Here is a 26259-nt window from a genome sequence, read left to right as displayed (position 1 = left end):
ATTAGAATTGTTCTTTGCTATACACTTCTTCTTTTACAATGCTATTGGTTTTCATTCGTTTCCAATATAGGTAGAACACCAATATCGCTACAATTCCGATCGCGCCCTGGAAAACCACGGTTAAACGCACACCAATCGACTCGGCTACAACACCCGCCAGAAGACTTCCAACCGGAATTAGTCCCTGATATCCCATGATAAAATAACTGATCGCACGCGAACGCATACTCGGATGCGCATGGGTTTGTATATAGGTATTGATAGCCGATGTTTGCGCCATCATTCCGATACCCGCTACTACTAATAAGATTACCGAAAGCGAAATCAGGTTGGAACCCGCCAGTAACATCACGCTACTTCCGAGCATAAAACCGGCTATTATAATGATTTTAATAATATGATCCAGTTTTTTAAGATTCGCCAGATACACGGCACTGATTACTGCCCCAAGACCGATAGCACTTTCGAACAAACTAAAAGTACTGGCTGTACCTTTAAAAATATCCTTCGCAAAAACAGGCATCAGCGTATTAAACGGAATCACGATCAGACTATTCATCGAAAGCAACAAAATCAAGCTGATCAACTCTTTTTCGTGTATCAGATAATGAAACCCTTCTTTTAACTCGTACCATACATTATTAACCGGTTCGGTATTTTCTGAAATCCGTATGTCCATTCGGTACAAACAATACAATACTGGAATATAACTTAAAAAGTTCCCGATAAAACAAAAATCCTCGCCTAAAGTTCCCAACACCAATCCTGCCAAAGCCGGACCGATGATCCGGGCCAGATTGGTCATCGTTGAATTTAACGCGATGGCATTGGGCAGATCCTCTTTATTCCCCACCATATCCATCATAAGCGTTTGCCGACAGATTACATCAAACGAATTGATGATCCCCTGAAGCAAACTTAAACCGATCAGCGCCGGAATACTATAATATTTAAAGTAAATCATTATGGCCAACGTACCCGCTTGTAGCATCGAAATGACCTGACTTTTCATCATAATTTTAAAGCGATTGTGCTTTTCGATATAACTACCGGCAAAAGGCGATAGTACCAAAGAAGGAATCAGACTGGCAAAAGTGACCAACCCTAATAAAAAGGCCGATCCTGTAAGTCGGTAAACCAACCAGCTTACAGCCGTTTTTTGCATCCAGGTTCCCATTAAAGAAATAGATTGTCCATAAAAGAAAAGCTGGAAATTTCTATACTTAAGTGACCGGAACATATTCATTTTTACATCATTTTACACTACAAAGTTCCCTATAATCTATAAATTTGTAAAACGTTATTTTTCTATATCATCAATCGATAAAACCGATTTAAAAATGGAACTACGTCAACTGAAATATTTTATAAAGGCCAAGGAGTTACTCAATTTTACCGCTGCCGCCGAAGCGCTTAATATCAGTCAGAGTACGTTGTCGCAACAGATTAAACAACTGGAGATCGAACTCGACACACCTTTGTTTAACCGGATCGGCAAACGGATTACACTCACCGAAGCCGGAGCTCTTTTTTACAGTTATGCACTGCAAACCGTTAACAAAGCCAATAGCGGATTAACCCTATTAAAAGACCTCGGCGAACTTAAAACCGGCGATCTCTCTATTGGCGTGACCTATGGATTGCGCCATCTGCTCACACCGGCATTAATTGCCTTTCTGAGCGATTACCCTGGTGTTACTGTAAAAGTGTACTTTGGTACTTCGGAAGAATTACACGACAAACTGATCGGTTTGCATTTGGATCTGGTTCTGGCTTTTGAAGAAATCGTAGCCGATGAAAACCTGACGTATACACTGTTGTTCGAATCGCCATTGTGTTTGGTTGCGGCATTAAATAGTCCGCTGGCCGCTAAAAAAGAAATTGATTTGACTGAAATACGTCAATTGCCAATTGTATTACCGGCAGCTGGTTACAGTACCCGGAAGTTTGTGGGTGACATCTTTGCGAAGCACAACATTCATCCGAAAATATCGGCCGAAATCAATGATATTCCCACTTTACTCGACTTGGTAAAATCCGGAAAATGGTATACCATTCTGGCGAAAACCACCGTTGCGATCGACAAAGAACTGGCCATTATTCCGATTAATAAAATCAATATGACCCGACGTGCGATGATCATCACACATCAGGATGCCTATCAGAAAAAAGCCGCCCGTTATTTTCTGGAACGACTCACGGCACCGCTTTCCAATTTCGGTATATAACGAAAAAACCTGTCAGGTGAGACAATTCCTGACAGGTCTTTCTATCTCGGGCAAATTATTGCTAACGGCCCAACTCTTTTCTCTTTTCTCTTTTCTCTTTTCTCTTTTCTCTTTTCTCTTTTCTCTTTTCTCTTTTCTCTTTTCTCTTTTCTCTTTATTCTTTTCTCTTTATTCTTTATTCTTTATTCTTCTCCGCTATTCATCGTTTTCATCAGCAGCGTATAAGCATTTTGGATGACCAGGTTGGAACCCGAATGGATTTTATCGGATACAATTTGTTGTAATCCATCCTGTGCAATTCCTGCAGCTACCGGAATCATTGCAAAACGATTATCCGGTTGTGCCTCAAAAACGTATTTTTTTCCTTTCCAATCCACCACACTAGCTTCCGGAACGGTAAGTGCTTTTGTATAGCGCACCTGAATGGTACCGTTTACAAAAAGTCCCGGAAATAAAGCCGGCTGGTAGGATTCCAGTTTACAAATCACCTCAGCAGCGCGATCCTGATTCAAGGCTTGATTAATATACGCGATCGTCGCCCGGTACTTCCGATCCGGCTGATCATTCGTGTAGACTTCCAGCTTTTGCCCGGCTTGCAGATAGGCAATATCTTTTTCAAAAGCAGTAAAAGACAGTACGACATCCTGTATATCGACCAATTCAAATAACATTTCTGTTGGTCCGACATATTTTCCGATATTGATATTTACTTTCGACACCAGTCCGTTTACCGGCGATACAATGGCAATGGACTTACTGATGGTAGCGGTAGACAATCGTCTGGTATCGATTCCCAGTAACGAAAGTTTTTGCCCCAATGAAGTCATCGCAATCCGCTGGGTTTCGCGTTCACTTGTAATTTGCTCGAACAGTTTGTCACTACTGGCTTTTTTAGCATTCAATTCTTTCTGACGGTTGTATTCCATTACGGTCAGATTGTATTTTTCTTTAGCCGTAAGATAATCCTGTTGCATCTGGATATATTGCATGTCTTCGATTTGCGCCAGTACTTGTCCTTTTTTGACATGCATACCCGGCATTACGTTTGTTTTACGGATATAACCACCCAACGGAAACGTTACGTCCACGCGACTTTGTGGCGGTACGGTTACGGTTCCCTGTAAGGACAGCACGCCACTAAGTTCTTTTTCTGAAGGTTGTCCTACCGTTATTGCGGCATTTTGAACCTGTGCGGCACTCAGCTTTACAATGCCCGGCGTAGGTGGTGTGGCATCTTTTGATGTTTCGGTTTCCTTTTTACTACAGGAAATCAATGTCAAAAATACGAATGCGACTATGGAGATGCTATACTTTTTCATGATTTAAAAGTTGTTTAAAGATTGTACCCGAATCACAGCCTTATTGTAATTATTGACCGTATCGAGGTATTCATTTTTTATGGTGATGGCCTGATTGACTACCAATACCCATTGCAGGTAATCGATATCCCCATTATTTAACTGACTGTTTGCCGCATCGATGATTGTTCGGGCATTTTCAAGTCCCTGTGATTCATAATATTGTAAACTTTCCCGGAATTTTTCCAGTTCTTTCGCGGCGTTGAGTTGTTGTGCCGAAAGTTCCGTTTTTATGGCTTCCGCCTGCGTTTTATAATAATCCCATTCGGCTTTGGCAGCTTTACTACGCGCCGACTGACTTCCGAAAAACAACGGCAGACTTATCCCGGCATTTATATAACTAAACCGTTGGTTGCTATCGTAATAGACTTCCTGTCCCGACGCATTGGTCTGAAAACCGGTAATACTAAGATTATTATACCCTAACGTGATATCCGGTAACATTCTGGCGCGTTCTGTTTTCCAACGCCAACGGGCACTTTCGGCTTCGTATTGCGATACCTTTACCGCCGGAAGATTTTCGGCAGATGATTTTTCAAACCTTCCTTTTTCGTCCATTTTTATTATGGAAACCTCCGGAACATATACAATACTATCCTGCAAAACCGTATTAAACGATCGCTGTGCAATCGCAATATCCTTATTGATCATATTGAATTGATTCGTATAAAACTGTCGTGCCGATTGCGAGGCACTTTTCTCTAATATATTCGTTTCGCCAACTTTAAACCGTAGTTTCGACTTCTCTTCCATCAAACGATAAATACTGTCGGCATAATGCAATAACTCTTTTTTATGTTGTAGCCAGATTAGCTCATAATACCATAGGCGCACCTGCGCTTTTAACTCTTGCTCCGTAAGTTGTGTTTGTGCCTGAGCCGCCCGAAACCCTTCTGTGAATGCTTTCTTTTGCCGGGAATATACCGTTGGAAAATTAAACGTCTGGCTTATCCCAAAACGGGTATCTTTAAACTGACTATTAAATTGGCCGTAGTCGACATCCACATTGGTTTTCGGGATATCGTAAGCCGACTGGCGTAACCATTCTTTCGATTGTTCGTTATGTCGCGCTGCCCGGATTCGTTTATTGTTTTTGATCGCAATGGCAACCGATTGGTCCAGCGAAACCGGAACCATTTCCTGCGCCCATAATCCTCCGGAAATCAAAAATCCGAACAAGAATAGGAGCATATTATTGTTTTTATTTTTTTTCATTTTCTTTTGAAATTGTTTCGTATGATAGGTCATTAAATAAATGGCTGGTAATACAAATAAGGTTAACAAAGTAGCGGTTAGCAATCCGCCGATAACCACCGTAGCCAGCGGACGTTGTACTTCGGCACCGGCACCATTACTCAATGCCATGGGTAGGAATCCTAAGGAAGCCACCGCTGCGGTCATCAACACCGGTCGCAACCTGTTTTTGGTACCGGTCATGATCAGTAGTAATGGATCCGAAATTTCGCCCTGCTTTTGAATTCGGTTAAACTCTGAAATCAGTACAATTCCATTTAGAACCGCCACCCCAAAAAGCGCGATAAAACCAACTCCGGCCGAAATACTAAACGGCATATCCCGTAAGATCAGTGCAAATACGCCACCGATAGCCGATAGCGGTATGGCCGTAAAAATGATAATCCCTTCCTTAAACGATCGGAAAGCAAAATACAATAGTCCGAAGATTAACAGTAATGCCACCGGAACCGCTACCGCTAATCGGCTTTTTGCCTGTTGCAGGTTTTCGAAAGCACCGCCATAAGTCACATAATACCCCGGATCAAATTTAATTTGGGTGCTTACTTTTTGTTGCAGCTCGTTTACAATACTCTGTACATCGCGACCACGCACATTAAATCCTACAATAATCCGGCGTTTGGCATCTTCCCGTTGAATCTGATTTGGCCCTTCCACTTCCTGAACCGAGGCTACCTGATATAACGGAATCTGCGCTCCGGAAGCCGTAGCTACCAGAAGATTCCGAACGTCGTTAATGTCTTTTCGTCCGGTGGCATCGACCCGTACGACCAGATCAAAACGCTTTTCGCCTTCATAAATATTCCCGGCCACGGCACCGGCAAATGCAGCATTCACCGTACGGTTAATATCCTGAACATACAGTCCGTATTTGGCCATTTCGGCCCAGTTATAATCGATCACAATTTGTGGCATACCGGTTACTTTTTCGACATATAAATCGGCTGTACCTTTTACACTATGGCTAATCGCTCCTAATTGATCGGCATATTGTGCCAGTTTATCAAGGTTCTCTCCATAGATTTTACAAACGACATCCTGTTTGGCACCGGTCATCAATTCATTAAAGCGCATTTGCACCGGAAACTGGAAACCCGTTGTCACCCCTGGCGCGACTTCCTGAACGGTAGCTGCCATTTTTTCGGCCAATTCGGAAAAAGAAGCCGCACTGGTCCACTCTGATTTATTTTTGAGTACAATGATCATATCACCTCCTTCAATCGGCATCGGATCTGTTGGTATTTCGGCACTACCGATTCGGGATACTACCCGGTTTACTTCTGGATACCGTTCCTTTAGTGCGACGGATATTTTCTGTATGGTTTCGGTAGTTGTAGTCAGATTCGTTCCGAGTAACAATCGGGTTTCGACGGCAAAATCACCTTCTTCCAGTTGTGGGATAAATTCGCCTCCCATTCGGGTAAATAACAATACTGCCAACGAAAACAAAACGATTGCAACCGCTATGATTCCTTTTCGGAAAATTAACGCTCTTGAAAGTAGTTTTTGATACCCTGCTTCCAAACGCGTCATTATTCTGTCGGAAATATTGGGTTGGTGGTTTACTTTTTTACTGATGAACAGTGCGCTAACCATAGGAACATACGTTAACGACAGGATAAAAGCACCGAGAATTGCAAAAGCGACCGTTTGCGCCATCGGTTTGAACATTTTCCCTTCAATCCCTTGTAAAGACAGAATTGGCAAATAAACGATCAGGATAATAATCTGACCAAAAACAGCCGCATTCATCATACGGGAAGCCGATCCGGTTACTTCCCGATCCATTTCCTGTTGTGAAATATCGGTTCGTAGTTGGTATTTTTTTTCCGAATGTAAATGATGCAATAGGGCTTCCACGATGATCACGGCTCCATCGACAATCAGTCCGAAATCGAGCGCTCCGAGACTCATCAGGTTACCACTTACCCCGAAAGCGTTCATCATACAAATGGCAAAAAGCATCGAAAGTGGTATTACCGAAGCGACAATAAGTCCGGCTCTTAGGTTTCCTAAAAAGAGAACGAGTACCAAAACGACAATCAGCGCGCCTTCGATAAGGTTTTTTTCTACGGTCCCAATAGCATTATCGACCATTTTGGTACGATCCAGAAAGGGTTCAATCGTAAGGCCTTCCGGAAGGATTTTTTCGATTTCGGAGACTTTATTTTTGACGTTATCGATTACATTACTGGCATTTTCACCTTTTAGCATCATCACGATTCCGCCTACGGCTTCTCCGCGATCATCTGTGGTTAACGCTCCATAACGGATGGCAGCTGCTAATTTTACTTCCGCAATGTTTTTAACCAGTACCGGCGTTCCGGCCTGAGTAGATTTGATCACAATGTTTTCGATATCCTTTATATCCCGTGCCAGCCCTACACTACGGATATAGGAAACGGTTGGTCCTTTTTCGATATAGGCGCCACCAGTATTCTGATTACTACGGTTTAGCGCTGTAAAAACATCACTAATGGTTAGATTGTGTGCTTTGAGTCGGGCAGGATTAACGGCTACTTCATATTGTTTTAGCTTTCCGCCAAAGGTTGCGACATCGGCAATACCTGGTGTTCCAAGCAACTGTCTCCTCACCGTCCAATCCTGTATGGTCCGCAAATCGGCGAGTGAATACTTACTTTCAAAACCTTTTTGGGGTTTGAGAACATACTGGTAAATTTCGCCCAATCCGGTGGTTACCGGTGCCATTTCGGGTCGGTTGGCATTTTCGTCGATAGCTACTTGTTGCAGGCGTTCGGTAACCTGTTGTCGCGCCCAGTACACATCGGCTTTTTCATCGAAAACGACTGTAACAACCGACAACCCAAAGCGGGAAATACTCCGACTTTCTTTTAGTTTCGGGATATTACTAATAGCCTGTTCGATCGGGAAGGTGATCAACCGTTCCACATCTTCGGCTCCCAAGGCTGGTGCCGTTGTGATAATTTGTACCTGATTGTTCGTGATGTCCGGTACGGCATCGATAGGCAAACGGGTCACTTCATAGGTACCATAGACTACCCATAGTAGCATGAAGATCCCAATTGCCAGTTTATTTTTAACTGAAAATTGAATGATTTTTGTAAGCATGACTTCATTTGAATTTATAGTAAATGCACCAACAGACACGATAGTGCCTTTGGTATTTTTTTAAAATCCGATACAGAAGTTATACGATTGGAGGACGAAACAAAGCACCCAAATGCGGATTAGGGTGTAAGTGGCTATTATAGGTAATTTTTAACCGGGAAGTATCCGGTATACGATTGATAGTTGTAGTATAGGTAATACGATTCGGAATAAACACCAAATGCGGCACATGGTGATCCACTTTTTTAAAAGGCAACTGCATATCGCGATCGTCATCAGAATCGTTAATATCGTCGCCCCAATAATGCATGGCCAGAAAATCGACAAAGCCGAGATTTCCATTATCGTTTTGATGTTCTTCAAAGTGTTGAAACAGAACCGGCAGTTTGAACAATTGTACAAAAAAGCAATTGTTCAGGCTAATCAGCAATACGAGTATGTATACGGCCAGTTTTTTCACATGACAAAATTAGAGCGTCCTTTTTTGGAAAACAAGTCAATTCTTAAATTTAACCTATAGTTTAAAAAGAATTTAAATTGCCTTATAACGGAAGCGATAATAAGGGGACCTTGCTTCCGGATGCCATCGCTCGGGTTTTACTTTTGTGTAACATCGAATCCCAGAAACCATATTTATACGGAACCATAATTAATAAATCCGTTTCAGAGGCTACAATTTCATCCCGAATGGCTTTAATTATTTCAGACGACTGTACGTTTTTATAGGTATGCTGAATTCCGGATAATGTTTCTTCCATTGGATGTTTTTCGTCTTGTTGCTGCGTGAATTCTTCCGATTTTTCCCGGATATGAAACACTTCAACCGAGGCATTATAATCGGTTGCAACTTCCCGTACTCTGTCGAGTACCCTCTTATGCACGCCTCTCACGATATCGCAGGCAAAAAGAATATGTTTAATGCCGTTATATTCGGCTCCCAAAGGAATACTCAGTACCGGGAATTTCAACATACTGATCGCAGCGGTGGTTGTATTGCCCAACAAATCTTGTTCCACCGATCTTTCGGCCATTCCCATTACCACCAATTCGGCCTTAAATTGTTGTATACATTTTACCAATTCATCGTAAAAATTACCCGCTACTACATGTGCCACCACTTCAACATGGTACATTTCGCTTAGAGTACTTGCTTTTTCGTTTACCTTATTTTTTTGTGTTTGAAACATTTTATCGATTTCCATAGCCGACAAGCGTGCATTTTGGGCGTGAATAGAAGTGTTATACAGATTATAAAGTACAAGTCGATAGGTTTTTCCGGTAACCGCTTTAGCAATATATTTTGCAGCATTAATAGCTTCGGCTGAAAAATCAGTTGCGATGATAATCGTTTCCATAGTTATTGGTAGATTTTGAGTTATTCAGCCTAAATTCGGGCTATTCAGACTGTTTTTAGAATTCCTTAAATTTAAGGATTCTAAATCGGAACTGTTCCGTTTAAAGTTATAAAATCCTGTTAAATTCTTCTCAAATTTAAGATCTCAAAAGGAATATAAACGACACTCACTGCTATTTATAAATAAAAAAAGCCGGTTAACCACACCGGCAAAAAAAACGATCAAAATACATTTTTTTGGATTAAATATGAAAAAAAATAAATTATTTCACGCTGGAAATAGTAACTAACCCCAATAAATTTTTTCATAAAAATCAAAAGCAATAGTTTAGCATTACATTTAATAGTCAAGTACTTTTTTTAATACACATCAGTGCGAACAGTAATCTGATGATTTCGTTTTACATTATAAGGCTATTCTTTTTAAATCTTCCAAAGCGATTCCAGTATTCTGATTCAGAGCCTTATATTAGCTTAATCTAATTTGTTTTTAATAATTATTCAAATTCTGAAACAAAGGAATGAATAGAAATTTTATATTCAAATCATTCAATCTTTTAGTAAAGAAAAATGAACGATTGAGTAGCAACTTAAGATTTGTATTGCGGCACTTCAGGAGTTTACTTAATAAAAAGTACATTTTTACAACTAAATTTTACATATTTTAACCATTTATGCTGAAATTAACTTTTTTTTATGTTTTCTTTATTTTTCTAATATTTTTTAACTATATTTGTTTTATACAAAAACGGTCCAAGTAACCACACCATAAGCCTGAAGCCAAAATACAAGGTTACCTGTATTCCGTTTTTAATTTATGGAAATAACTTTTTCCATAAGTTTCGCAATAAGTTATCCTTAATAAAAAGGGATTTCTTATTTCTTTTACTCCCCAGAATACTTACCCCCGCAACCGTTAAAAAGAATTAGTAATCTAAATTTAATGCCTATGCGATAAACCAAGACAAATTCACCCCAGTTTCGATTCCTCCCATTAGTAGATTATGATGTAAATGATTACAGTACTCATTTGAATCATAAAGCTACATTTAGTGATATTGCCTCAAGACAAATAAACTTTACACATCCGTATGATGTTCCAATACTATTGCATTGAACATGTATGTTATGATAGTATAAATATACTGTCATGAATCAAAAGATTAAGTTTAATTTTATTAATATCTTACTATGATGGAAGATCGTGTATTTAATTCAATTGAAACCGCCCGCTGTCTGACAAATGACCTTGTAAACGATGCACAAATAATTCACTTTCAGACCCAAAGGCCCATATCAAAAATTAAAGCAGTCCTTAATTACAATATGATTTTTTTTCCGATTAAGGGCATTAAAAAAGTAATTATCAAAAGAAATGCTATTGCACTAAACAACAGCAATTATATGGTCTTCTCGACTGGTGCTCAATTTATTTGTGAGACGAGTTCAAAAGAAAATAATCATATTGAAGGTGTCTGCATTATGTTTAATAATAAGATTCTCAACGATTTTCTTTTAAAATATCCGGATTTTCTAAAAGTAAAGAACAACCGTACGGTTCGTTATCTGGAGAGTTACCTGGAATGCCACAAGAGTGATTTTATCAATAGTTGCTTTCTACCTTCTTTACAATATATTACTCATGGTAAAGCTCCAGAAAACATATGCCTTGTAAAATTTGAGGAATTTATGTTGGATTTGTTCAGCCAAAATCCCGATACAATCAACTGGTTTATTAATATTATTTGTCGTCAAAAATCAGTAATACATCAAATTGTAGAGAATAACATATATAAAAACACCAGTATCTCTTCAATGGCATCAATGTGTAATCTCAGCCTTTCTACTTTTAAAAGACATTTCATGCAGATTTACGGAATATCTCCAAAGAAATATTTTTTAAAACACAAAATGGATAAGGCCGTTGTTTTACTTCAAACAAAAAGCAAAGAACATATTAAAGTTTATGATTTTCTGGGATTCAATACCAACGAAAGCTTTATTAAATCTTTTAAAAAGTACCACGGTATTACCCCATCGGAATACAAAAAATCATATTTCCTTAATTAATCCTGCAAATTATAGTATTGCTATTTTATTATGACCTTATTGTATAAGAAATGGGGCTGTCTCAAAAGTGAGTCAGCCCCTTTTCTGTTTTGAATGATTGACACTAAAATGCCTTAAAACCTGTTTTCTACCGATTCATTGTCAGTTATTTTTAAATTTTAACACATTATTCTTATCCTAAAAAATAGCGTTTTGACTTTTGAGACAGCCCATTTTTATATTTATAGTACTATTTATTTTCTGTTATTCAACGTACTCTTTGTTTATTATGTTTTGCCTTTTCTTTTTCAAGACGTTACGCATTTTTTAACGGCTCTTTTTCGCTTTGCTAACCGACTTCTCTTTTGAAGGTTCTTTTCTCGATTGCTGTACTTTTTCCTTTTTACGAGCTTCTTTCCTAAGTGCCTTCTCCTGGGCTTGCTTTATTTTTTTTTCGCGTTTTGCCTGTTCTTTTCGAAGGTGTTTTTCATTTTTAAACTGTTTATTTTCAGTGGTAGTAGTCGGATTTGTTTTAACTGGTTTATTTTTCAGTTCCAGATCCTGTTGCTCTTCAGTTTTATTCCTCTGAAGCAATTCTGTCATCGTATTATGGTTGTGTTTCGGCAGATCTTTGTCTTCATTTTCAGCATGTTTTTTTAAAATATCAAATTGCAAAAAAGCCTCATGCGTTCCCGAAGTATACGTTCCAACAGTCCCCCCACTATAGTCATATGCATAGCCAACAGTAAAATCGCCAATTTTAAAGCCAGTCAAAAAACTGAGTGCATTTCCCCATCTGTAAGATATTCCCAACTGCAGTTTATCATTAAAAAGAAAAGTTGTAGAGACATCGACTCCTAAAGGTGCTCCCGGAACCATTTTAATCAATGCTCCCGGTTTAAACTGAATCATATCATCCAAATCAAACGAGTAGCTACCCGTAAGATAATAATGCATTTTTCTTTTAGCTACCGACGATTGTATATCGTTGTAAAATTTTGTTTCTAAAAAATCCGGTACCGACAAGCCGGCAAACCATTTTTTTGAATAAAAGTAAGCACCGGCACCAATATTTGGCGAGAATTGTGACAATTTCCCTCTTAGTTCTTTATCGGTATGATCAAGAATTTTTAATTTATCATAGTCAATTTCCATAAAATTTCCACAGATATTTACTCCCAACGACATTATTATTTCGTCCGAAAGCATTACCGGATGCGCATAGCTAAATGCCAAACGGGTATCTGAAGAAGGGCCGATTTTATCATTTTCGACAGTAAATCCAATACCCTGTCGGTTTTCTTTTATAGGCGTTTGTCCTGATAATACTATATTTTTAGGAGCTCCATCAATCCCTATCCATTGCGACCTATAGAGTCCAACAATACTAGGTATTCCACTTGTCGCGGTATATCCGGGATTAAAAGCCATTTTATTATACATATATTGTGTATACTGAACATCTTGTTGTGCAAACGAACAGACGAAACACAATAAAGTTGTTCCTATTGTTATAATTTTTTTCATCATTAACGTTATTTATATAGCCTGATATGTTGTAAAGCATAATCCTTTTGATTGATAATCAAGCGTTCCGGGTTCAATTGATATATAGATATCCTGCTTTCTTTTTAATTTTACCATTGGCTATTTTATACGTTAAAACATAAAAGTAAGTTCCTGATGGAAGTTTTTTCCCTTTATCGATAGTTCCTTTGACATTGGAATATCCTCTGAACCAGTTTTCGTGACTGCCATATTGATTCGCATCAAATACCTTTCCTCCCCATCGGTTGTATATTTCCAACGAATTTTCTGTCAGTTTTTCTAATCCATCAATAAAGAAAAAATCGTTTTTTCCATCATTATTTCCAGAAATACCGTTATAAACAATTATTTCACTGTTTTTACTGTTTTCATCATCACCATCCGATTTTTTAATCTTTGCCAGTGCAAAAATACCGGCACGTTCTATCATAGCTGTCGCTAATTTCTGATCGGTATCCACTATTGTCGTATATGATTTCCAATGCTGGGCTTCACTATCCCAACGAACAATAGCAATTTCGGTATTGCCGTCCGATTCCGGATCAGCCTCTAATAGGTTTTCGTCTATAGACAAGCTCAAAGGAAGTTCTTGTATTTCAGCATGATTACATTCCAACATCCAGTAATGCATCGTATCAACAAACTGAATATTTTCCTCTTTTTGACTATGCGGATATTGCGAATTGGAGTTTTCCTTACGATAGGTACCTCTAAAAACGATATCGTCCCGTTGCGACACTCCGATAGCTTTAGGATTATAAAAACCGTTATGACCTACAGGAAAGTTAAATTCGTTTTTACCATGTCGTTCAACAAAACCTTCCACATGACTATTCATATCGGCATTATTATGGGTTGCATTCTCTTCAAAAATAAAACTACCGTTCTCTTCCACTTTTATAATTCCGTATTCAAAATCCGAATTTCCACCAATGCTGATTTCACCAGTAAGTAAAAGGGCCGGTTGTTCAGAATGATTATTAAATAGCGTATGGTTTAACTTACTCACAACTGCACCCGAGATATTTTGCTGTCGCTGTCCGACAAAACGGGTTACTCCCTCCTGCGTTGGATCGTACTCAACAATTCCATCGTTATGAAAATTGGCATGGACAAAAAAAGTACCGTTATTTTCGAGACTCGCAGTATTGGTGTTTTTAAAATCGGCAACACTGGAAAATTTAGTTTCGGGCAACACTTTTAACTGTCCGCTATTCACTGTTTGACCAGAAACCGGAATACTTCCACAGACAGCCGTTATAATTATTACAAAAATTTTATTCATAATTTCAATGATTCTTTTACTTTTAAAACAGTATATAAATCCCTTTTAAGCACCTTACTTAAAAGGGATCCTATACTTTAAGTACCCTAAGTATGAAGAAAACTATAACTAGTTTGCTCTACTAACAGTAGCTTCCAATACTTCCAGCTTTTCTTTCATTTGCTGTAAGCTTTGTTTCAATGTATTGATTACTGTACTTTGTAACTCAATTTGTTTTTGTTGCTCTCTGATTTGTGCTGCAACAAATCCGTTAACCGGAATTAACGTTTCGATAAGTTCGCCGGTATTTATTGTTTTTAAAACTCCGGTCGAGCTTGCAACAACAATCCGATCTTGGTATTTATCCCCCTCTGTTTCGTTAATCTTGCGGATACGTACATTTCCGGTACCTACATCCAGAGTTTCTTCTGGTTGTACATCAAGCCCCATCAAACCATCGCGAAAGGTTATATTAGATCCCGGTGCCTTGAATTCAGAGCGACCAATCGTTTTTAGCACCCCATCGCTACCGGCCACAACAACTTTATCTTCCAAATCGCCCATAATATTATTTATATCCCTGATGCGAACATTCCCGGATCCTACATCTATCGTTTCTGTAGGAGCATCCGCTTGTTTTTTAAAACCGGTATTTCCATTTTTTAAAACCGTAATCGCATTAGAGCGTTCCGACATTGTTCCGTTTCCAACTACCAACAATCTGTCATTCTCATCCCAGTTCGTTCGTGAATTTTCGGTATAGTCGGTTGTATAAGACCCTATAATTACTTCGTGAAAAGATTTTGCTCTAGAATAAAATCCTCCTAATACCATACTAAATTCACCCCCAGCGTGACAATATTCACTACCAATAATGACAGAATTCCTTTTTGCTATTAAATTATGATCACCCCCAATAATAGCAGCCGAAGCCAAATTTGAATCACTTGGTCTTGGTTCTACCCTTATAGTGTTAAGGTCACCTCCCAATATAACAGATCCTCCGGAATTCATCATTCCATTATTTCTACCGCCAACAATAAATCCAAATGGAGACGCATGCAGGGTATGTGATCTTCCAGCCATAATAGCCGAATAACTACTTGCAGAATCAATTGTATTCAACTCTCCTCCTATGATACTGGAATTTTCTGCATCGGTTATACAATGCTTTCCGAATACAAGACTATTATTCGCAGTAGCACTATTTTGTTCCCCTGCAACCACTGCATTAATTCCTATAGCCCTGTTTTGGATACCTCCCAGAACCACACTACGCTCACCATTAACCGCATTTGACTTTCCTCCGAGCGCCAGACCAAAACGACCATTAACAACATTTGCATCACCTCCTACTGCAACACCCCCTTCGGCGGCCATTATCTTATTTTTTCGTCCTGAGAAAATACCGGATGTACTGGTGTTCTCAGCTATAACATTGTGATGTCCTCCGTCTATTGTAGCCAGTACTGCTGATGGCTGTGTAATATTGTCTTCTCCGGTGACAAATGCATAGGCTCCCTGTGCTTTGTTTCGAAGTCCAAAGGAAGTTGAAAAGGCACCAATTTCACCTCCACTAATATCCTTACCTCCACGTACAGCACCGTTTACATTTAATCGTAACCGTTCAGCCCATGGCAAGACTCCTCTGGAATGTCCAATACATACACCACCGGCCTGATAAATATGTTGTCCATTCCATCTTGCTTTTTCGTTTGATCCCACGACCAGCCAAGGTTCGATCTGAGCTTCCGCATTGCGCTGTAATTGTAAATCTCTTCTGTCTACCGTACGCAAAACCCCATTGGCATCGGCCACGACCAATCTATCTTCGTCACTACCGTCTTCATTCTGGATTTGTCGGATTCGTACCTTTCCTTCACCAACATCGATGGTTTCGGTAGGCTGAGAAGCTGAACTTTTAAAACCGGTATTCCCGTTTTTCAAAACCGTAAGGGCATTCGATCGAGTATCGTACCCGTTAGCTATAGTGAATATACGGTCATTTTCGTCCCATCTATCACTTCTCCCAATCGGTGAATACAGTTTTGCTTTAGTTCCTAAAACCGTTTCATAAACAGAAGGAGCCATATTATTACTTCCGCCCAAAATCAGGCTATATTGACCATCGGCAACAGATTCTTTGGAACCTACAATTGTTCCATTTCTTTCCTCAACACGGTTGGCTTCGCCTCCAACAATAACACCAAATTCACCTCGCTCTGTTATAGTATTTCCTGTTCCTCCAACAATAGCCGTATTTTCTCCGTGTGTTTCATTATGTTTACCACTTACCAAAGTATTAGCTCCAGTAGCCATATTTTCGGCACCAATATTCACCGAAACTTTACTCTCATCATTCTCCGGATTAATTTTTACGGATCCTTTTACACTTAAGGCTGTGTCCTGAGCGGGCTGTCCTCCGATACCAACATTTCCGGTATGGTAAATATTCTCCGAATCAGATGTTGCGCTGCCAGTTCCGCCAGCTGCATTCCATGGACTTGTGGCAACTTCCGCATTGTTCTGGATGGCGGGCAGGTTAACTCTGTTTCTACTTCCTTGTTCATCAATATAAATCAGATCTTTACTCTCTTCATCATATACCAGAGCGGTCAAGGTTTCCGGGCCATTGACCAAATCCGATAAATCCACTTCGGTAGTCGTTCCATCCTCCGCATTATAACTCAGAATAAATGTGTTGGTGTCATACGAAAGTCTCGTAATGGTTTCCGGGTTATTCGCCAGCGCATTCAAATCAATGGCTGTAATATTTCCATCCTCCGCTTTATAGGTAAGGCTATGCGCAGTGGCGTCATAACTCAGCGCCGTTAGCGTTTCCGGGTTATTGACCAGCGCATTCAAATCAATGGCTGTAATATTTCCATCCTCCGCTTTATAGGTAAGTCTATGCGCGGTGGCGTCATAACTCAGCGCCGTTAGCGTTTCCGGGTTATTGACCAGCGCATTCAAATCAATGGCTGTAATATTTCCATCCTCCGCTTTATAGGTAAGTCTATGCGCGGTGGCGTCATAACTCAGCGCCGTTAGCGTTTCCGGGTTATTGACCAGCGCATTCAAATCAATGGATGTAATATTTCCATCCTCTGCTTTATAGGTAAGGCTATGCGCACTGGCGTCATAACTCAGTGCCGTTAGCGTTTCCGGGTTATTTACCAGCGCATTCAAATCAATGGATGTAATATTTCCATCCTCTGCTTTATAGGTAAGGCTATGCGCGGTGGCGTCATAACTCAGCGCCGTTAGCGTTTCCGGACCATTATTCAATAATTCTGACAAATTAATAGTGGTAGTATTTCCATCCTCCGCTTTATAGGTAAGGCTATGCGCGGCAACGTCATAACTCAGTGCCGTTAGCGTTTCCGGACCATTATTCAATAATTCTGACAAATTAATAGTGGTAGTATTTCCATCCTCCGCTTTATAGGTAAGGCTATGCGCGGCAGCGTCATAACTCAGTGCCGTTAGCGTTTCCGGACCATTATTCAATAATTCTGACAAATTAATAGTGGTAGTATTCCCATCCTCTGCTTTATAGGTAAGGCTATGCGCGGTGGCGTCATAACTCAGTGCCGTTAGCGTTTCCGGACCATTATTCAATAATTCTGACAAATTAATAGTGGTAGTATTCCCATCCTCCGCTTTATAGGTAATGGTATGCGCGGCGGCGTCATAACTCAGTGCCGTTAGCGTTTCCGGACCATTATTCAATAATTCTGACAAATTAATAGAGGTAAGTTCACCGTTCTCCGGTTTATAAGTCAGCACATGTGTTAGCGGATCATAAACAAGAGATGTCTGAGATTCTTTTTGTTTAATAAGCGCTTCAATCTTTTCCAGCACCACTTCATGATCAAACTGTGCGACTACAGCATCTCCTGTAAAATCAATTCGTTTCGTTTGTCCGGCTTCATTGGTATAGGTATAGCTACCATCCTGATTTTTCACGAGTGTTGTGATCGTTTCATTCGATTTTATAAGGTTACTGATATTAACCTCTTTCGAATCGCCTTGTTGATCAATATAAGTTAGTGATACAGTTTCCGGATCGTATAGCACAGTATCTTTAGGATTTCGAAGATCAACAGGGCTCATCATTCTATTCCAGGAACCGTCAAGCCAATAATACAATCCCGGGCTAACATTATCCGGGATTTGACCGGAAGTAGCAATATTAAAAACGATAAGACCATTTGGCAACGTTCCATCATTCACTATAGGGTTTTTACTTTTGGAATCAATTAGATTTACTCTTGGGATTAATATTCCCTTATTATTTGCGACAACATCCAATTGTGAAGTAATATCCGGGAGTTCCGTTCCGACTCCCACTTGTCCGTACATTTCAAATGCCCCTAGCACAAATAAAATTGATAGGAGTTTTTTTCTCATAAGCATAAGATATATATATTTAGTTTTAACTTATTATTTATTAGCTTGCGCATTGTTTCGATATGTACATAGCACATTCGAAAGCAAAACATAATCGATATCAATCGATATAATTAAAAATAGCCGGGGAACTAAAAAATGGAGTGATGCCTGCTTTAACAGGACTTTAAAATTCTTATTCAATATCTTAGGGAAAGATACGATCCTGTAATTTAGAGTACTGATTGTGTTAATTGATGGGGAAAGGGAAAACTTAAAATATAGCTATATAAATACCTAATAGATAATGCATTTCGTATAATCTCAAGATACAAAAAGTTTATCCGGCAAATACAATCCGTATTTAAGCTGCCATCCCTTCCTCATCAACAAAAAACTTACCAAAATAATTACAAGTGAGATTTGAATAAGAACGTGATGCAATATTAGATCTTTACGGTATTATCATTCCATCATATGAACTGTTAGTCTTTATAATCGGACTTTTTCTACCATAATTTTCGAATATAGATTTATTTACAGGTTAACAATAGTCTATAAACAATATACTCCAACAAAAAGGGCACTAAAAATCAACACATTAGTCAACAACTATCTATTTTATTAGTACCTTTATAGAATAGAACATTCATACAACGAAAAACGCATCACCTGCTACGGCTAAAAAAATCTTTAACCGAATTAACTTCAAAATAATTATAGTATGAAAAGAAGCAACATTTTAACTGTGCTATTTCTGGGATTGCTTACAGCCTTTTCGATTTCGGCACAAGGACAGGAAAAAAAAGAAAGCGTAGGCGATAAAATTGAAAAAACCGCTAAAAAGGTAGGTGATAAAACTGCTGAAGTAGCTGTTAAGGGAACCTCTAAAATTTCCGACAAAGTATGGAAAGGCAAGATGGCTCCGGATGGGACCGATGTTTACATTAACAATAAAAATAAAAAATACTATGTAAACAAAACGGGTAAAAAGGTTTACTTAAAAGCATCACAGATCAAAGATCGCCCGGAAGACAAAAAATAATAGCCTCCCTAACGGAAACGCCTCGCTGTTTGCACTTAAACAGCGAGGCGTTTCTATTTATAGCCTTCGTATATCAGGAAAACATCGGTTTGTATTTTTTCCAATTATCGGCAATCATTAGCACATTGATTAAGAAAAGCGTCAACACCAAAGGAAGTCCGGATGGTTCAAAAATAACATTATGGCAAACAATACCGACCATAACCGGCAGAATCATAATGGCGCCTAAAGCCCGGGTTTTAGGAATGATAAACAACAATCCGGCAACAGTCTCAATAACACCGGTTAGAGGCATCAACCACTTTATAGTCATTAGAGCCTCCATCATTTTCATTTGTTCTTCGCTCATTTTCTCCATAGGCATATAGTTCAAAAACTTATTAAGCCCGGCATTGATAAACATAAGCCCGAAAAGCAGGCAGACAATCAGCTTTATTATTTTCATAGTAATATGGTTTTAAGATTAGTTTTTGGAATTTTTATTACGAACAAAAAAGGCAACGATAAAAGACGTAACGATACCCATCATCAATGCACCGATGACACTCTGTTTCCTATAGTTTTCAAGACTAAAATAGGCTTCTGCTTCTTCCCGTGTTTTATGATAACCCGATTGTAAAGAATACTCGATAACATTTGGAAAATATTCCGGCGTGATCACACAAGAGATAATCCATTGTGTTAATGGACTAAAAAGAGCGATAAGTAACGTAATAATCAATCCGCTAATAAAACCTTGTTTATAGCTCATTACGCCATTATAATAGTGCAGTTTCTTGTCTTTAAGAGCCAAAACATATATCCAAATAGCCGGAATCATAAAAAGCATCGTCAAATATTGTTGCTTATCAATATGGGTACTATGCAACCCGCATAGTTTTTCCAATACCATCCATAACAGGGACATGATAATAAATATAAAAGCCCATTTGATTTCAATTTTAAATTTGGCCATTTGTTTTTTGTTACCGTGTGAAACAGACAACCAAATTAACAAAAAATCAATTTAAGTCATAATTTTTTATCAATTCAATTTTAAATAATTAAAACAAACCTTTTAAATAACAACATAAATTACGATATACTAAAAGAAATTCAAATCATCATTATCAATAGCTTCCTTTATAATATCCCACAACAATATCATTAAAAAAACTACTTTTTGGCTTTGACAATATTCTTGTATAGCTGTCCATTTTTCATGATCAGTAAAAAGTTCTTCTCCGGGTTTGCAATTATCGACAAATCTTTTAACGGATCCCCATCCACCAACAGTAAATCGGCCAAAGCCTGCTCTTCCACGACTCCTAGTTTTCCGGGATACGGATTGCGCAAACCGGATAACTGTAACAACTCCCCGTTATCCTGAGTGATCATCTTTAAAATTTCGGCATTACTAAACCATTTTTGAAGCCGTAAAATATAACTATTCTGCTCATCGTTTAATTCCGGTTCAAACAGGAAATCAGTTCCCCAGGCCAGCTTTACGCCTAACTTTTTCGCCAAAGGCCATACTTTATTTTGTCCTTCCAATACCGGTTTACGCTTTTGTTTGCGCTGTGCATCCATATTGTCGTTGTTATCCATTAAATTCTGAAGACTTAGCCAAACGTTTTTCTCCGCCAGTAATTTTAAGGTTTCTTCATCCAACATCTGACCGTGTTCAATACATTTCACACCCGCCTCCACTGCACGCTGCACCGCTTTTGGCGTATAGGCATGTACCATAACATAGGTCCCCCAGTCGGAAGCCGCTTCAACGGCCGCTTTCATTTCGTCGAGCGTATATTGCGTCACATCAATCGGATCATAGGCCGACGACGTTCCACCACCCGCCATCAATTTAATCTGACTGGCACCAAAACGCAGGTTTTCCCGTACAGCCGTTAATACATCATCCCGGCCATCGGCAATAAAAGTAGCGCCCACTTGTTCAGCACGGGACGGTTTTCCGAAAAAGCGACGGGAACGTTCGTTAGGCGCTCTAAAATCGCCATGCCCGGCAGTCTGACTCACCACAGCGCCCGAAGGCCAGATACGAGGACCGACCAATTTACCGGCATCGATGGCCGTTTTTAACGGAAAAATAGGACCGCCCGCATCCCGGACACTTGTAAATCCGCGAAGTAGCATTTGTTGTGCTGATTCTCCTATTTTACGAACCAGAAATTCCTCCGTTAAATCTTCTCCCATCAGTTGTGCCATCGTAAACGTACCAAAAGTCATATGAACGTGAACATCGATCAAACCGGGCATTAAGGTCTTACCACCTCCATTAATCTTTATAGCATCCTTATCGACCGTAATAGCTGTGGCACTTATTTTTTGTATCGTCGAACCGGAAACTAGAACATTCATCGGTGCAGTCAATTTAGCGGCTTTATGATCCAAAAGTCTGACATTTTCAATCAGAATCTGTTTGGTTTGTGCCATAGCAAAACAGCCACCCATCAAAAATAGTGTTAGTAGGTACTTAAATTTCATAGAAAAATAGATTTTGGGGTTATAACTATTACATATTGCCCCTAAGATACTTCAAAAATCAGATTTTGTCTAATAAATAATCCGGCCGTATTTCAATCCATTCGGTATTTCGTGTTACCATTCCCTGTTGAACCGCTATACCGACAAAGACAACACGTTCGCATAATTTTCCCCATTACGGAAACTCGTAAAGGAATCAAATAAAACGCATCTAAATTGCCTCACCTAAGAAACCATGAAGAAATCAATGCATATTAAAATCCCGCCTTAATTTTTAATAGGCCCTAAAATATTGAGTCATTACTCAAAACACGCTTTTATTAAACCTTAAATTATCAAAAAATGAATATCAAAAATTCACATTTAACATTCATTGCAGCCATTGCAATATCACTAACATCTTGTGGAAACCATAAAGCAGAAGAAAAAACTTCTCTCGATGAAGTAACAACTAAATACGAAGCTCCCGTTGCCGAAACAGACGAAAATACCACGGAAGTTGCGACCGCATCCACAGAAGAAAACACTACTGACGCTTATTTAAAAAGCTATGATGAATATGTTGATCAATATATAATTCTAATGAAAGAAGCTAAAAATGGTGATGTATCTGCAATGACCAAATATTCGGAATATATGGAAAAAGCAATCGATTTATCGCAGAAAATGGAAAAATCAGAAAATGAAATGACACCTGCTCAAATGACTAAATTTCTTAAAATCCAAGCCAAATTAACGCAAGCTCTGGCAGATATGTATTAATCATCAATCGTATAGATACAATCGTTGAAAATAAAAAGTTACGAACCAAATATAAAAATATATGATACTATATAACGAAAAAATAGAAAGACTCATAGCATTAGCATTAGCTGATGGAGAACTAACCGAAAAAGAAAGGCAAATCCTCTTTAAAAAAGCCGAAACTGAAGGAATTGACCTTGACGAATTTGAAATCGTCCTGGAAGCACGCCTTTTTGAAAAAATAAAACACAAAACACCGGATGCTATTGCCGCTACAGGATCGGATAAGTTTGGCGATATAAAAAAATGTCCCGCCTGTGGTGCCATTGCAGAGAGCTTTATAACAAAGTGTTCCGATTGTGGTGCTGAATTCAGAAACATTGAAGTATCTGGAAGTATCATTCGATTTTTCGATAAGCTTGATGAAATAGAAGCGACAAGAAGTACAGGATTTTATGCTCAAAATACAGGAAAAAGCATTGGCTTAGGAACCGTATTATTATGGTTATTCTTCTGGTATATTTTGATTTTTATAAAAGGTATTCAGCTTATCCTGGCGACATCAAAATCCGCAAAATGGTCGACTACCGATGCCCGAAAAGAAGAATTTGTACTCAATTATCCCGTACCTGTTTCCAAAGAAAACATATTGGAATTTCTTACAATTTCTGCCAGTAAAATTAATGCGGTATCCTATCTGACAATCTTCTCCGAAGATACCAAATACAAAAATACCTGGAATAAAATATGGCTTAAAAAAATTGAACAGATCAATTCGAAAGCATCCATGTCCATGAAAAACGATCCAAAAACGTATACCGAAGTACTAACTATTGTTGAAAATGCCCGTAACATAACAAAAGAGAACACCAAAAAAGTTTTTCATGTATTGGGCGCAGGCGCTGCTCTTATTGTAATTTTTATTATTTGGAATGCCATTGCAGCAACATAAAAGTAGTACTAACACCTAACTATTTAAAATAAATTTCATTATAAAAAACAAACCAATGGCATTATTTGGCAATAAAAAAGAAGGCGGATTAATGGACGTAATCCGTTGCGATGAACAGGAATATTTAGTATGGAAATGGCGACCGTCTGGCGCGGTTAATTCCACAAATAAAGAAAACGCAATACGTTACGGTAGTAATTTGCGGGTAAAAAACGGAGAACTTGCTGTATTTTTTTACAAGCAAAACGACGGAACCATTCAGGATTTTATACACGGTCCACACGACCAAACAATACAATCTGCCAACTTCCCAATTCTTACCAACATTGTAGGGGGTGCTTTTAACGGGAGCTCCCCGTTTCAGGCAGAAATCTATTATATCAATCTTTCCGGGAATGTTCAAGTCAAATTTGGGATTCCTTATTTTGATCTTTACGACCCCAGATTTACAGATTTAGGGGTTCCTTGTGCTGTCCGTGGAACGTTGACTTTTAATGTGACCGATTATAAAAGTTTCATCAAACTAAACCGTTTAATCAATTTTGATTTAGAAGATTTTAAAAATCAGATCAAAGATTTTTTCCAACGAAAAGCAAAGTCGGTCATCATAAATGCATCACAGGATAATAACTTACCGGTAATGCAAATTGAACGAAAAATTGATGAAATAAGTGATCATATTCAATCTAAATTAAAATCCGAATTAGAAGAACATTTTGGTGTAAATCTGAAACGCTTGGATATAGGAACAATTGAATTAGACAAAACACACGCTCATTATTTACAACTGAAAAAAATAACAGCCGATCAGCAAACCAAATTAGCCGAAGCCAAAACCGATATAGAAATTGAGAATCTTTCGGAAATTACAAGAATCCAACGAAAAGATATGGAATTAGGGGTTGAAGGCAAAAACTTTGCGGTTCATCAACTCAATCAGCAGACCGATGTTTTAAAAACAGCGGCTCAAAATCTTGGAACCATGGCAAATGTCGATTTAGACGGCGGTGATGGTGGTTTGAATGCCCCAGGTTTAATGGTAGGAATGGGAATTGGTAGCGCCATGGGTGGTCATATAGGCAACCAAATGGGACAAATGATGAGTAACATGAGTAGTATGCCTCCGCTACCTCCTGTCGTAATGTATCATGTAGCATTAAACGGTCAGCAATCCGGTTCTTTCAATCTGGAACAACTAAAACAATTTGTTCAAAGCGGGCAATTTACCCAAAACCATCATATTTGGAAAGAAGGCATGACTGACTGGGAATTGTCCAGTAATGTCCCTGAAATTGCTATGTTATTCAGTTCCGTTCCACCACCACCGCCCACAACAATTTAAAAAACAAACAAATGAAATTAGATTTTATAAAAACAATAATTGCAGTAGCTGTAAGCGCTTTAATCGCTTACGGCTTCTATGCCTTTAATACAAACGCAAATAAAAATTTAGTAACCGTTGGCAGTTTCATTTTCCTGGCGACTACATTAATTCTAACCATCGGAATACGTTTTACACTTCCGAGGACAGCAACTATGGCAAGAACCCTTTCCTGGATTTTCTTTTTAACGGCACTTGCCAGCAATCTTATTTTTTCATTCGCGATTTTTAAAGACGAACTTTATATCATTATAAATGGGATTTTGCTTTTGATTTATGTACTAATCTATTATTGGATAGGACAAGCGAAACAATAAATTTTAATATCAGATTAAACGGACCAGCATCGACAACGAAAACCGTGAGAGTTTCGAAAGCTGCCGGAACCCGGGCGGATGGAACCCTCAAAAAAGGCCATCGTTATGTTAAAGGCGGCGGCGTTGTTAAAGTGAAAAAAAAAATAGTTTGTAAATATTTTTGTATCTTTGAAATATTGGTTTAAATGTAAAAACACCAGTCTTTTATGAATGAAAATACTATTAGACTCCTTTTTGCAGGCGTGCCTTCCTTGGTATTTATTATAGGTGGTATTGCGGCTTTTTATAATATGAAAGGGACGTATAAAGATGAATTAAGGAAGACCGAAAAAGAGTTTGCTGATAAAATAGAAAAGCAAAATGAAAGGATTGGTTCGTTAAAAGACAAACTGAGCGGGCAAGATGTTGAACTTGAAAAACTCAAAGCGAAAGACGAAAATCAGCAACAGATTATTAATCAGCTAGATAAACTTATTTATGATTTAATCCCCTCATTATCCAAAAATATTAATTCCCAAAGCAAAAGAGAAAATGATTGATTTTGAAAAGCTTCAGTATTTAAATGATAAGGTAAAATCTAATACAGCTACTCAAAAAGAGAGAGATGAGTATATGTCTATGCTTTATAATAATGGTTCTATTACAAAAAATCAATATGAAAAATACATTGCCGATAAAAATTCTAACGACTTACTAAATACAGCTATTACTATAGCGGGTATACTGCTTTTAGGATATTTGATTAGTAAGTTAGCTGAAAATAATCAATAAAAAAACCTCGGAAATTCCGAGGTTTTAT

General features: G+C 38.5%; 20 protein-coding genes. 9 read left to right on the top strand and 11 right to left on the bottom strand.

Annotated elements, in window-relative coordinates; translation table 11 throughout:
* Window position 1 precedes the first annotated feature (1 nt).
* Window positions 2-1246: an MFS transporter gene (locus ABFU83_RS04400; protein ID WP_347069233.1), complete on the bottom strand. Its 1245-nt coding sequence runs from the start codon at window positions 1244-1246 to the stop codon at window positions 2-4.
* Between the two features lie 94 nt (window positions 1247-1340).
* Here ABFU83_RS04400 and ABFU83_RS04395 point away from each other — a divergent pair, with 94 nt between their 5' ends.
* Window positions 1341-2228, top strand: coding sequence for a LysR substrate-binding domain-containing protein (locus ABFU83_RS04395; RefSeq protein ID WP_347069232.1), 888 nt, complete (start codon window positions 1341-1343; stop codon window positions 2226-2228).
* A 182-nt stretch (window positions 2229-2410) separates the two neighbouring features.
* On the opposite strand, the gene ABFU83_RS04390 is transcribed toward ABFU83_RS04395, so the two are convergent.
* The 4 genes from ABFU83_RS04390 to ABFU83_RS04375 all read right to left on the bottom strand — a co-directional run bounded on the left by ABFU83_RS04390 (window position 2411) and on the right by ABFU83_RS04375 (window position 9285).
* Window positions 2411-3547 carry an efflux RND transporter periplasmic adaptor subunit gene (locus ABFU83_RS04390; protein ID WP_347069231.1) on the bottom strand — a complete coding sequence of 379 codons (1137 nt, stop codon included), beginning with the start codon at window positions 3545-3547 and terminating at the stop codon, window positions 2411-2413.
* 3 nt (window positions 3548-3550) lie between these two features.
* Window positions 3551-7930: a CusA/CzcA family heavy metal efflux RND transporter gene (locus ABFU83_RS04385; protein WP_347069229.1), complete on the bottom strand. Its 4380-nt coding sequence runs from the start codon at window positions 7928-7930 to the stop codon at window positions 3551-3553.
* Between the two features lie 79 nt (window positions 7931-8009).
* Window positions 8010-8390 carry a hypothetical protein gene (locus ABFU83_RS04380; protein WP_347069228.1) on the bottom strand — a complete coding sequence of 127 codons (381 nt, stop codon included), beginning with the start codon at window positions 8388-8390 and terminating at the stop codon, window positions 8010-8012.
* Window positions 8391-8472: 82 nt separating this feature from the next.
* Window positions 8473-9285 carry a universal stress protein gene (locus ABFU83_RS04375; protein WP_347069227.1) on the bottom strand — a complete coding sequence of 271 codons (813 nt, stop codon included), beginning with the start codon at window positions 9283-9285 and terminating at the stop codon, window positions 8473-8475.
* Window positions 9286-10475: 1190 nt separating this feature from the next.
* On the opposite strand from ABFU83_RS04375, the gene ABFU83_RS04370 reads away from it, so the two are divergent.
* Complete coding sequence (locus ABFU83_RS04370; RefSeq protein ID WP_347069226.1) at window positions 10476-11354, top strand: AraC family transcriptional regulator; 879 nt, start codon at window positions 10476-10478, stop codon at window positions 11352-11354.
* Window positions 11355-11660: 306 nt separating this feature from the next.
* Here the strand turns inward: ABFU83_RS04370 and ABFU83_RS04365 are convergent, their stop codons facing one another.
* From ABFU83_RS04365 to ABFU83_RS04355, 3 genes are all read right to left on the bottom strand, one after another.
* Window positions 11661-12860 carry a PorP/SprF family type IX secretion system membrane protein gene (locus tag ABFU83_RS04365; RefSeq protein ID WP_347069225.1) on the bottom strand — a complete coding sequence of 400 codons (1200 nt, stop codon included), beginning with the start codon at window positions 12858-12860 and terminating at the stop codon, window positions 11661-11663.
* A 73-nt stretch (window positions 12861-12933) separates the two neighbouring features.
* Entirely contained in the window at window positions 12934-14166 is a 1233-nt protein-coding gene (locus tag ABFU83_RS04360) for a gliding motility-associated C-terminal domain-containing protein (RefSeq protein WP_347069223.1), read from the bottom strand.
* Window positions 14167-14274: 108 nt separating this feature from the next.
* Window positions 14275-18558, bottom strand: coding sequence for a hypothetical protein (locus tag ABFU83_RS04355; protein WP_347069222.1), 4284 nt, complete (start codon window positions 18556-18558; stop codon window positions 14275-14277).
* Between the two features lie 703 nt (window positions 18559-19261).
* Here ABFU83_RS04355 and ABFU83_RS04350 point away from each other — a divergent pair.
* Window positions 19262-19582, top strand: coding sequence for a hypothetical protein (locus tag ABFU83_RS04350; RefSeq protein WP_347069221.1), 321 nt, complete (start codon window positions 19262-19264; stop codon window positions 19580-19582).
* A gap of 73 nt (window positions 19583-19655) precedes the next feature.
* Here the strand turns inward: ABFU83_RS04350 and ABFU83_RS04345 are convergent, their stop codons facing one another.
* The 3 genes from ABFU83_RS04345 to ABFU83_RS04335 form a co-directional block, all read right to left on the bottom strand.
* Window positions 19656-20027 carry a MauE/DoxX family redox-associated membrane protein gene (locus tag ABFU83_RS04345; protein ID WP_347069219.1) on the bottom strand — a complete coding sequence of 124 codons (372 nt, stop codon included), beginning with the start codon at window positions 20025-20027 and terminating at the stop codon, window positions 19656-19658.
* 18 nt (window positions 20028-20045) lie between these two features.
* Window positions 20046-20537: a DUF4199 domain-containing protein gene (locus tag ABFU83_RS04340; protein WP_347069218.1), complete on the bottom strand. Its 492-nt coding sequence runs from the start codon at window positions 20535-20537 to the stop codon at window positions 20046-20048.
* A gap of 200 nt (window positions 20538-20737) precedes the next feature.
* Window positions 20738-22066, bottom strand: a complete 1329-nt coding sequence (locus ABFU83_RS04335) for an amidohydrolase family protein (RefSeq protein ID WP_347069217.1) — start codon at window positions 22064-22066, stop codon at window positions 20738-20740.
* 342 nt (window positions 22067-22408) lie between these two features.
* Here ABFU83_RS04335 and ABFU83_RS04330 point away from each other — a divergent pair, with 342 nt between their 5' ends.
* The 6 genes from ABFU83_RS04330 (at window position 22409) to ABFU83_RS04305 (ending at window position 26231) form a co-directional block, all read left to right on the top strand.
* The gene (locus ABFU83_RS04330; RefSeq protein ID WP_347069216.1) at window positions 22409-22828 is read left to right on the top strand and encodes a DUF6591 domain-containing protein; all 420 of its coding nucleotides are present in this window, start codon (window positions 22409-22411) and stop codon (window positions 22826-22828) included.
* A 61-nt stretch (window positions 22829-22889) separates the two neighbouring features.
* Window positions 22890-23762 (top strand): hypothetical protein, encoded by an 873-nt coding sequence (locus tag ABFU83_RS04325; RefSeq protein WP_347069215.1) that lies wholly within the window; start codon window positions 22890-22892, stop codon window positions 23760-23762.
* A gap of 55 nt (window positions 23763-23817) precedes the next feature.
* Complete coding sequence (locus ABFU83_RS04320; RefSeq protein ID WP_347069214.1) at window positions 23818-25104, top strand: SPFH domain-containing protein; 1287 nt, start codon at window positions 23818-23820, stop codon at window positions 25102-25104.
* A gap of 11 nt (window positions 25105-25115) precedes the next feature.
* Window positions 25116-25460 (top strand): hypothetical protein, encoded by a 345-nt coding sequence (locus ABFU83_RS04315; RefSeq protein WP_347069213.1) that lies wholly within the window; start codon window positions 25116-25118, stop codon window positions 25458-25460.
* Between the two features lie 206 nt (window positions 25461-25666).
* Window positions 25667-25999 carry a hypothetical protein gene (locus tag ABFU83_RS04310; RefSeq protein WP_347069211.1) on the top strand — a complete coding sequence of 111 codons (333 nt, stop codon included), beginning with the start codon at window positions 25667-25669 and terminating at the stop codon, window positions 25997-25999.
* Window positions 25992-26231, top strand: coding sequence for a hypothetical protein (locus tag ABFU83_RS04305; RefSeq protein ID WP_347069210.1), 240 nt, complete (start codon window positions 25992-25994; stop codon window positions 26229-26231). The genes ABFU83_RS04310 and ABFU83_RS04305 overlap by 8 nt, the downstream gene beginning before the upstream one ends.
* Window positions 26232-26259: the final 28 nt, after the last annotated feature.

This window comes from Flavobacterium sp. WV_118_3 (assembly GCF_039778605.1).
Lineage (GTDB): Bacteria > Bacteroidota > Bacteroidia > Flavobacteriales > Flavobacteriaceae > Flavobacterium.
The sequence above is the reverse complement of the archived record's forward strand: the minus strand, read 5'-3'. Positions and strand labels throughout refer to the sequence as shown.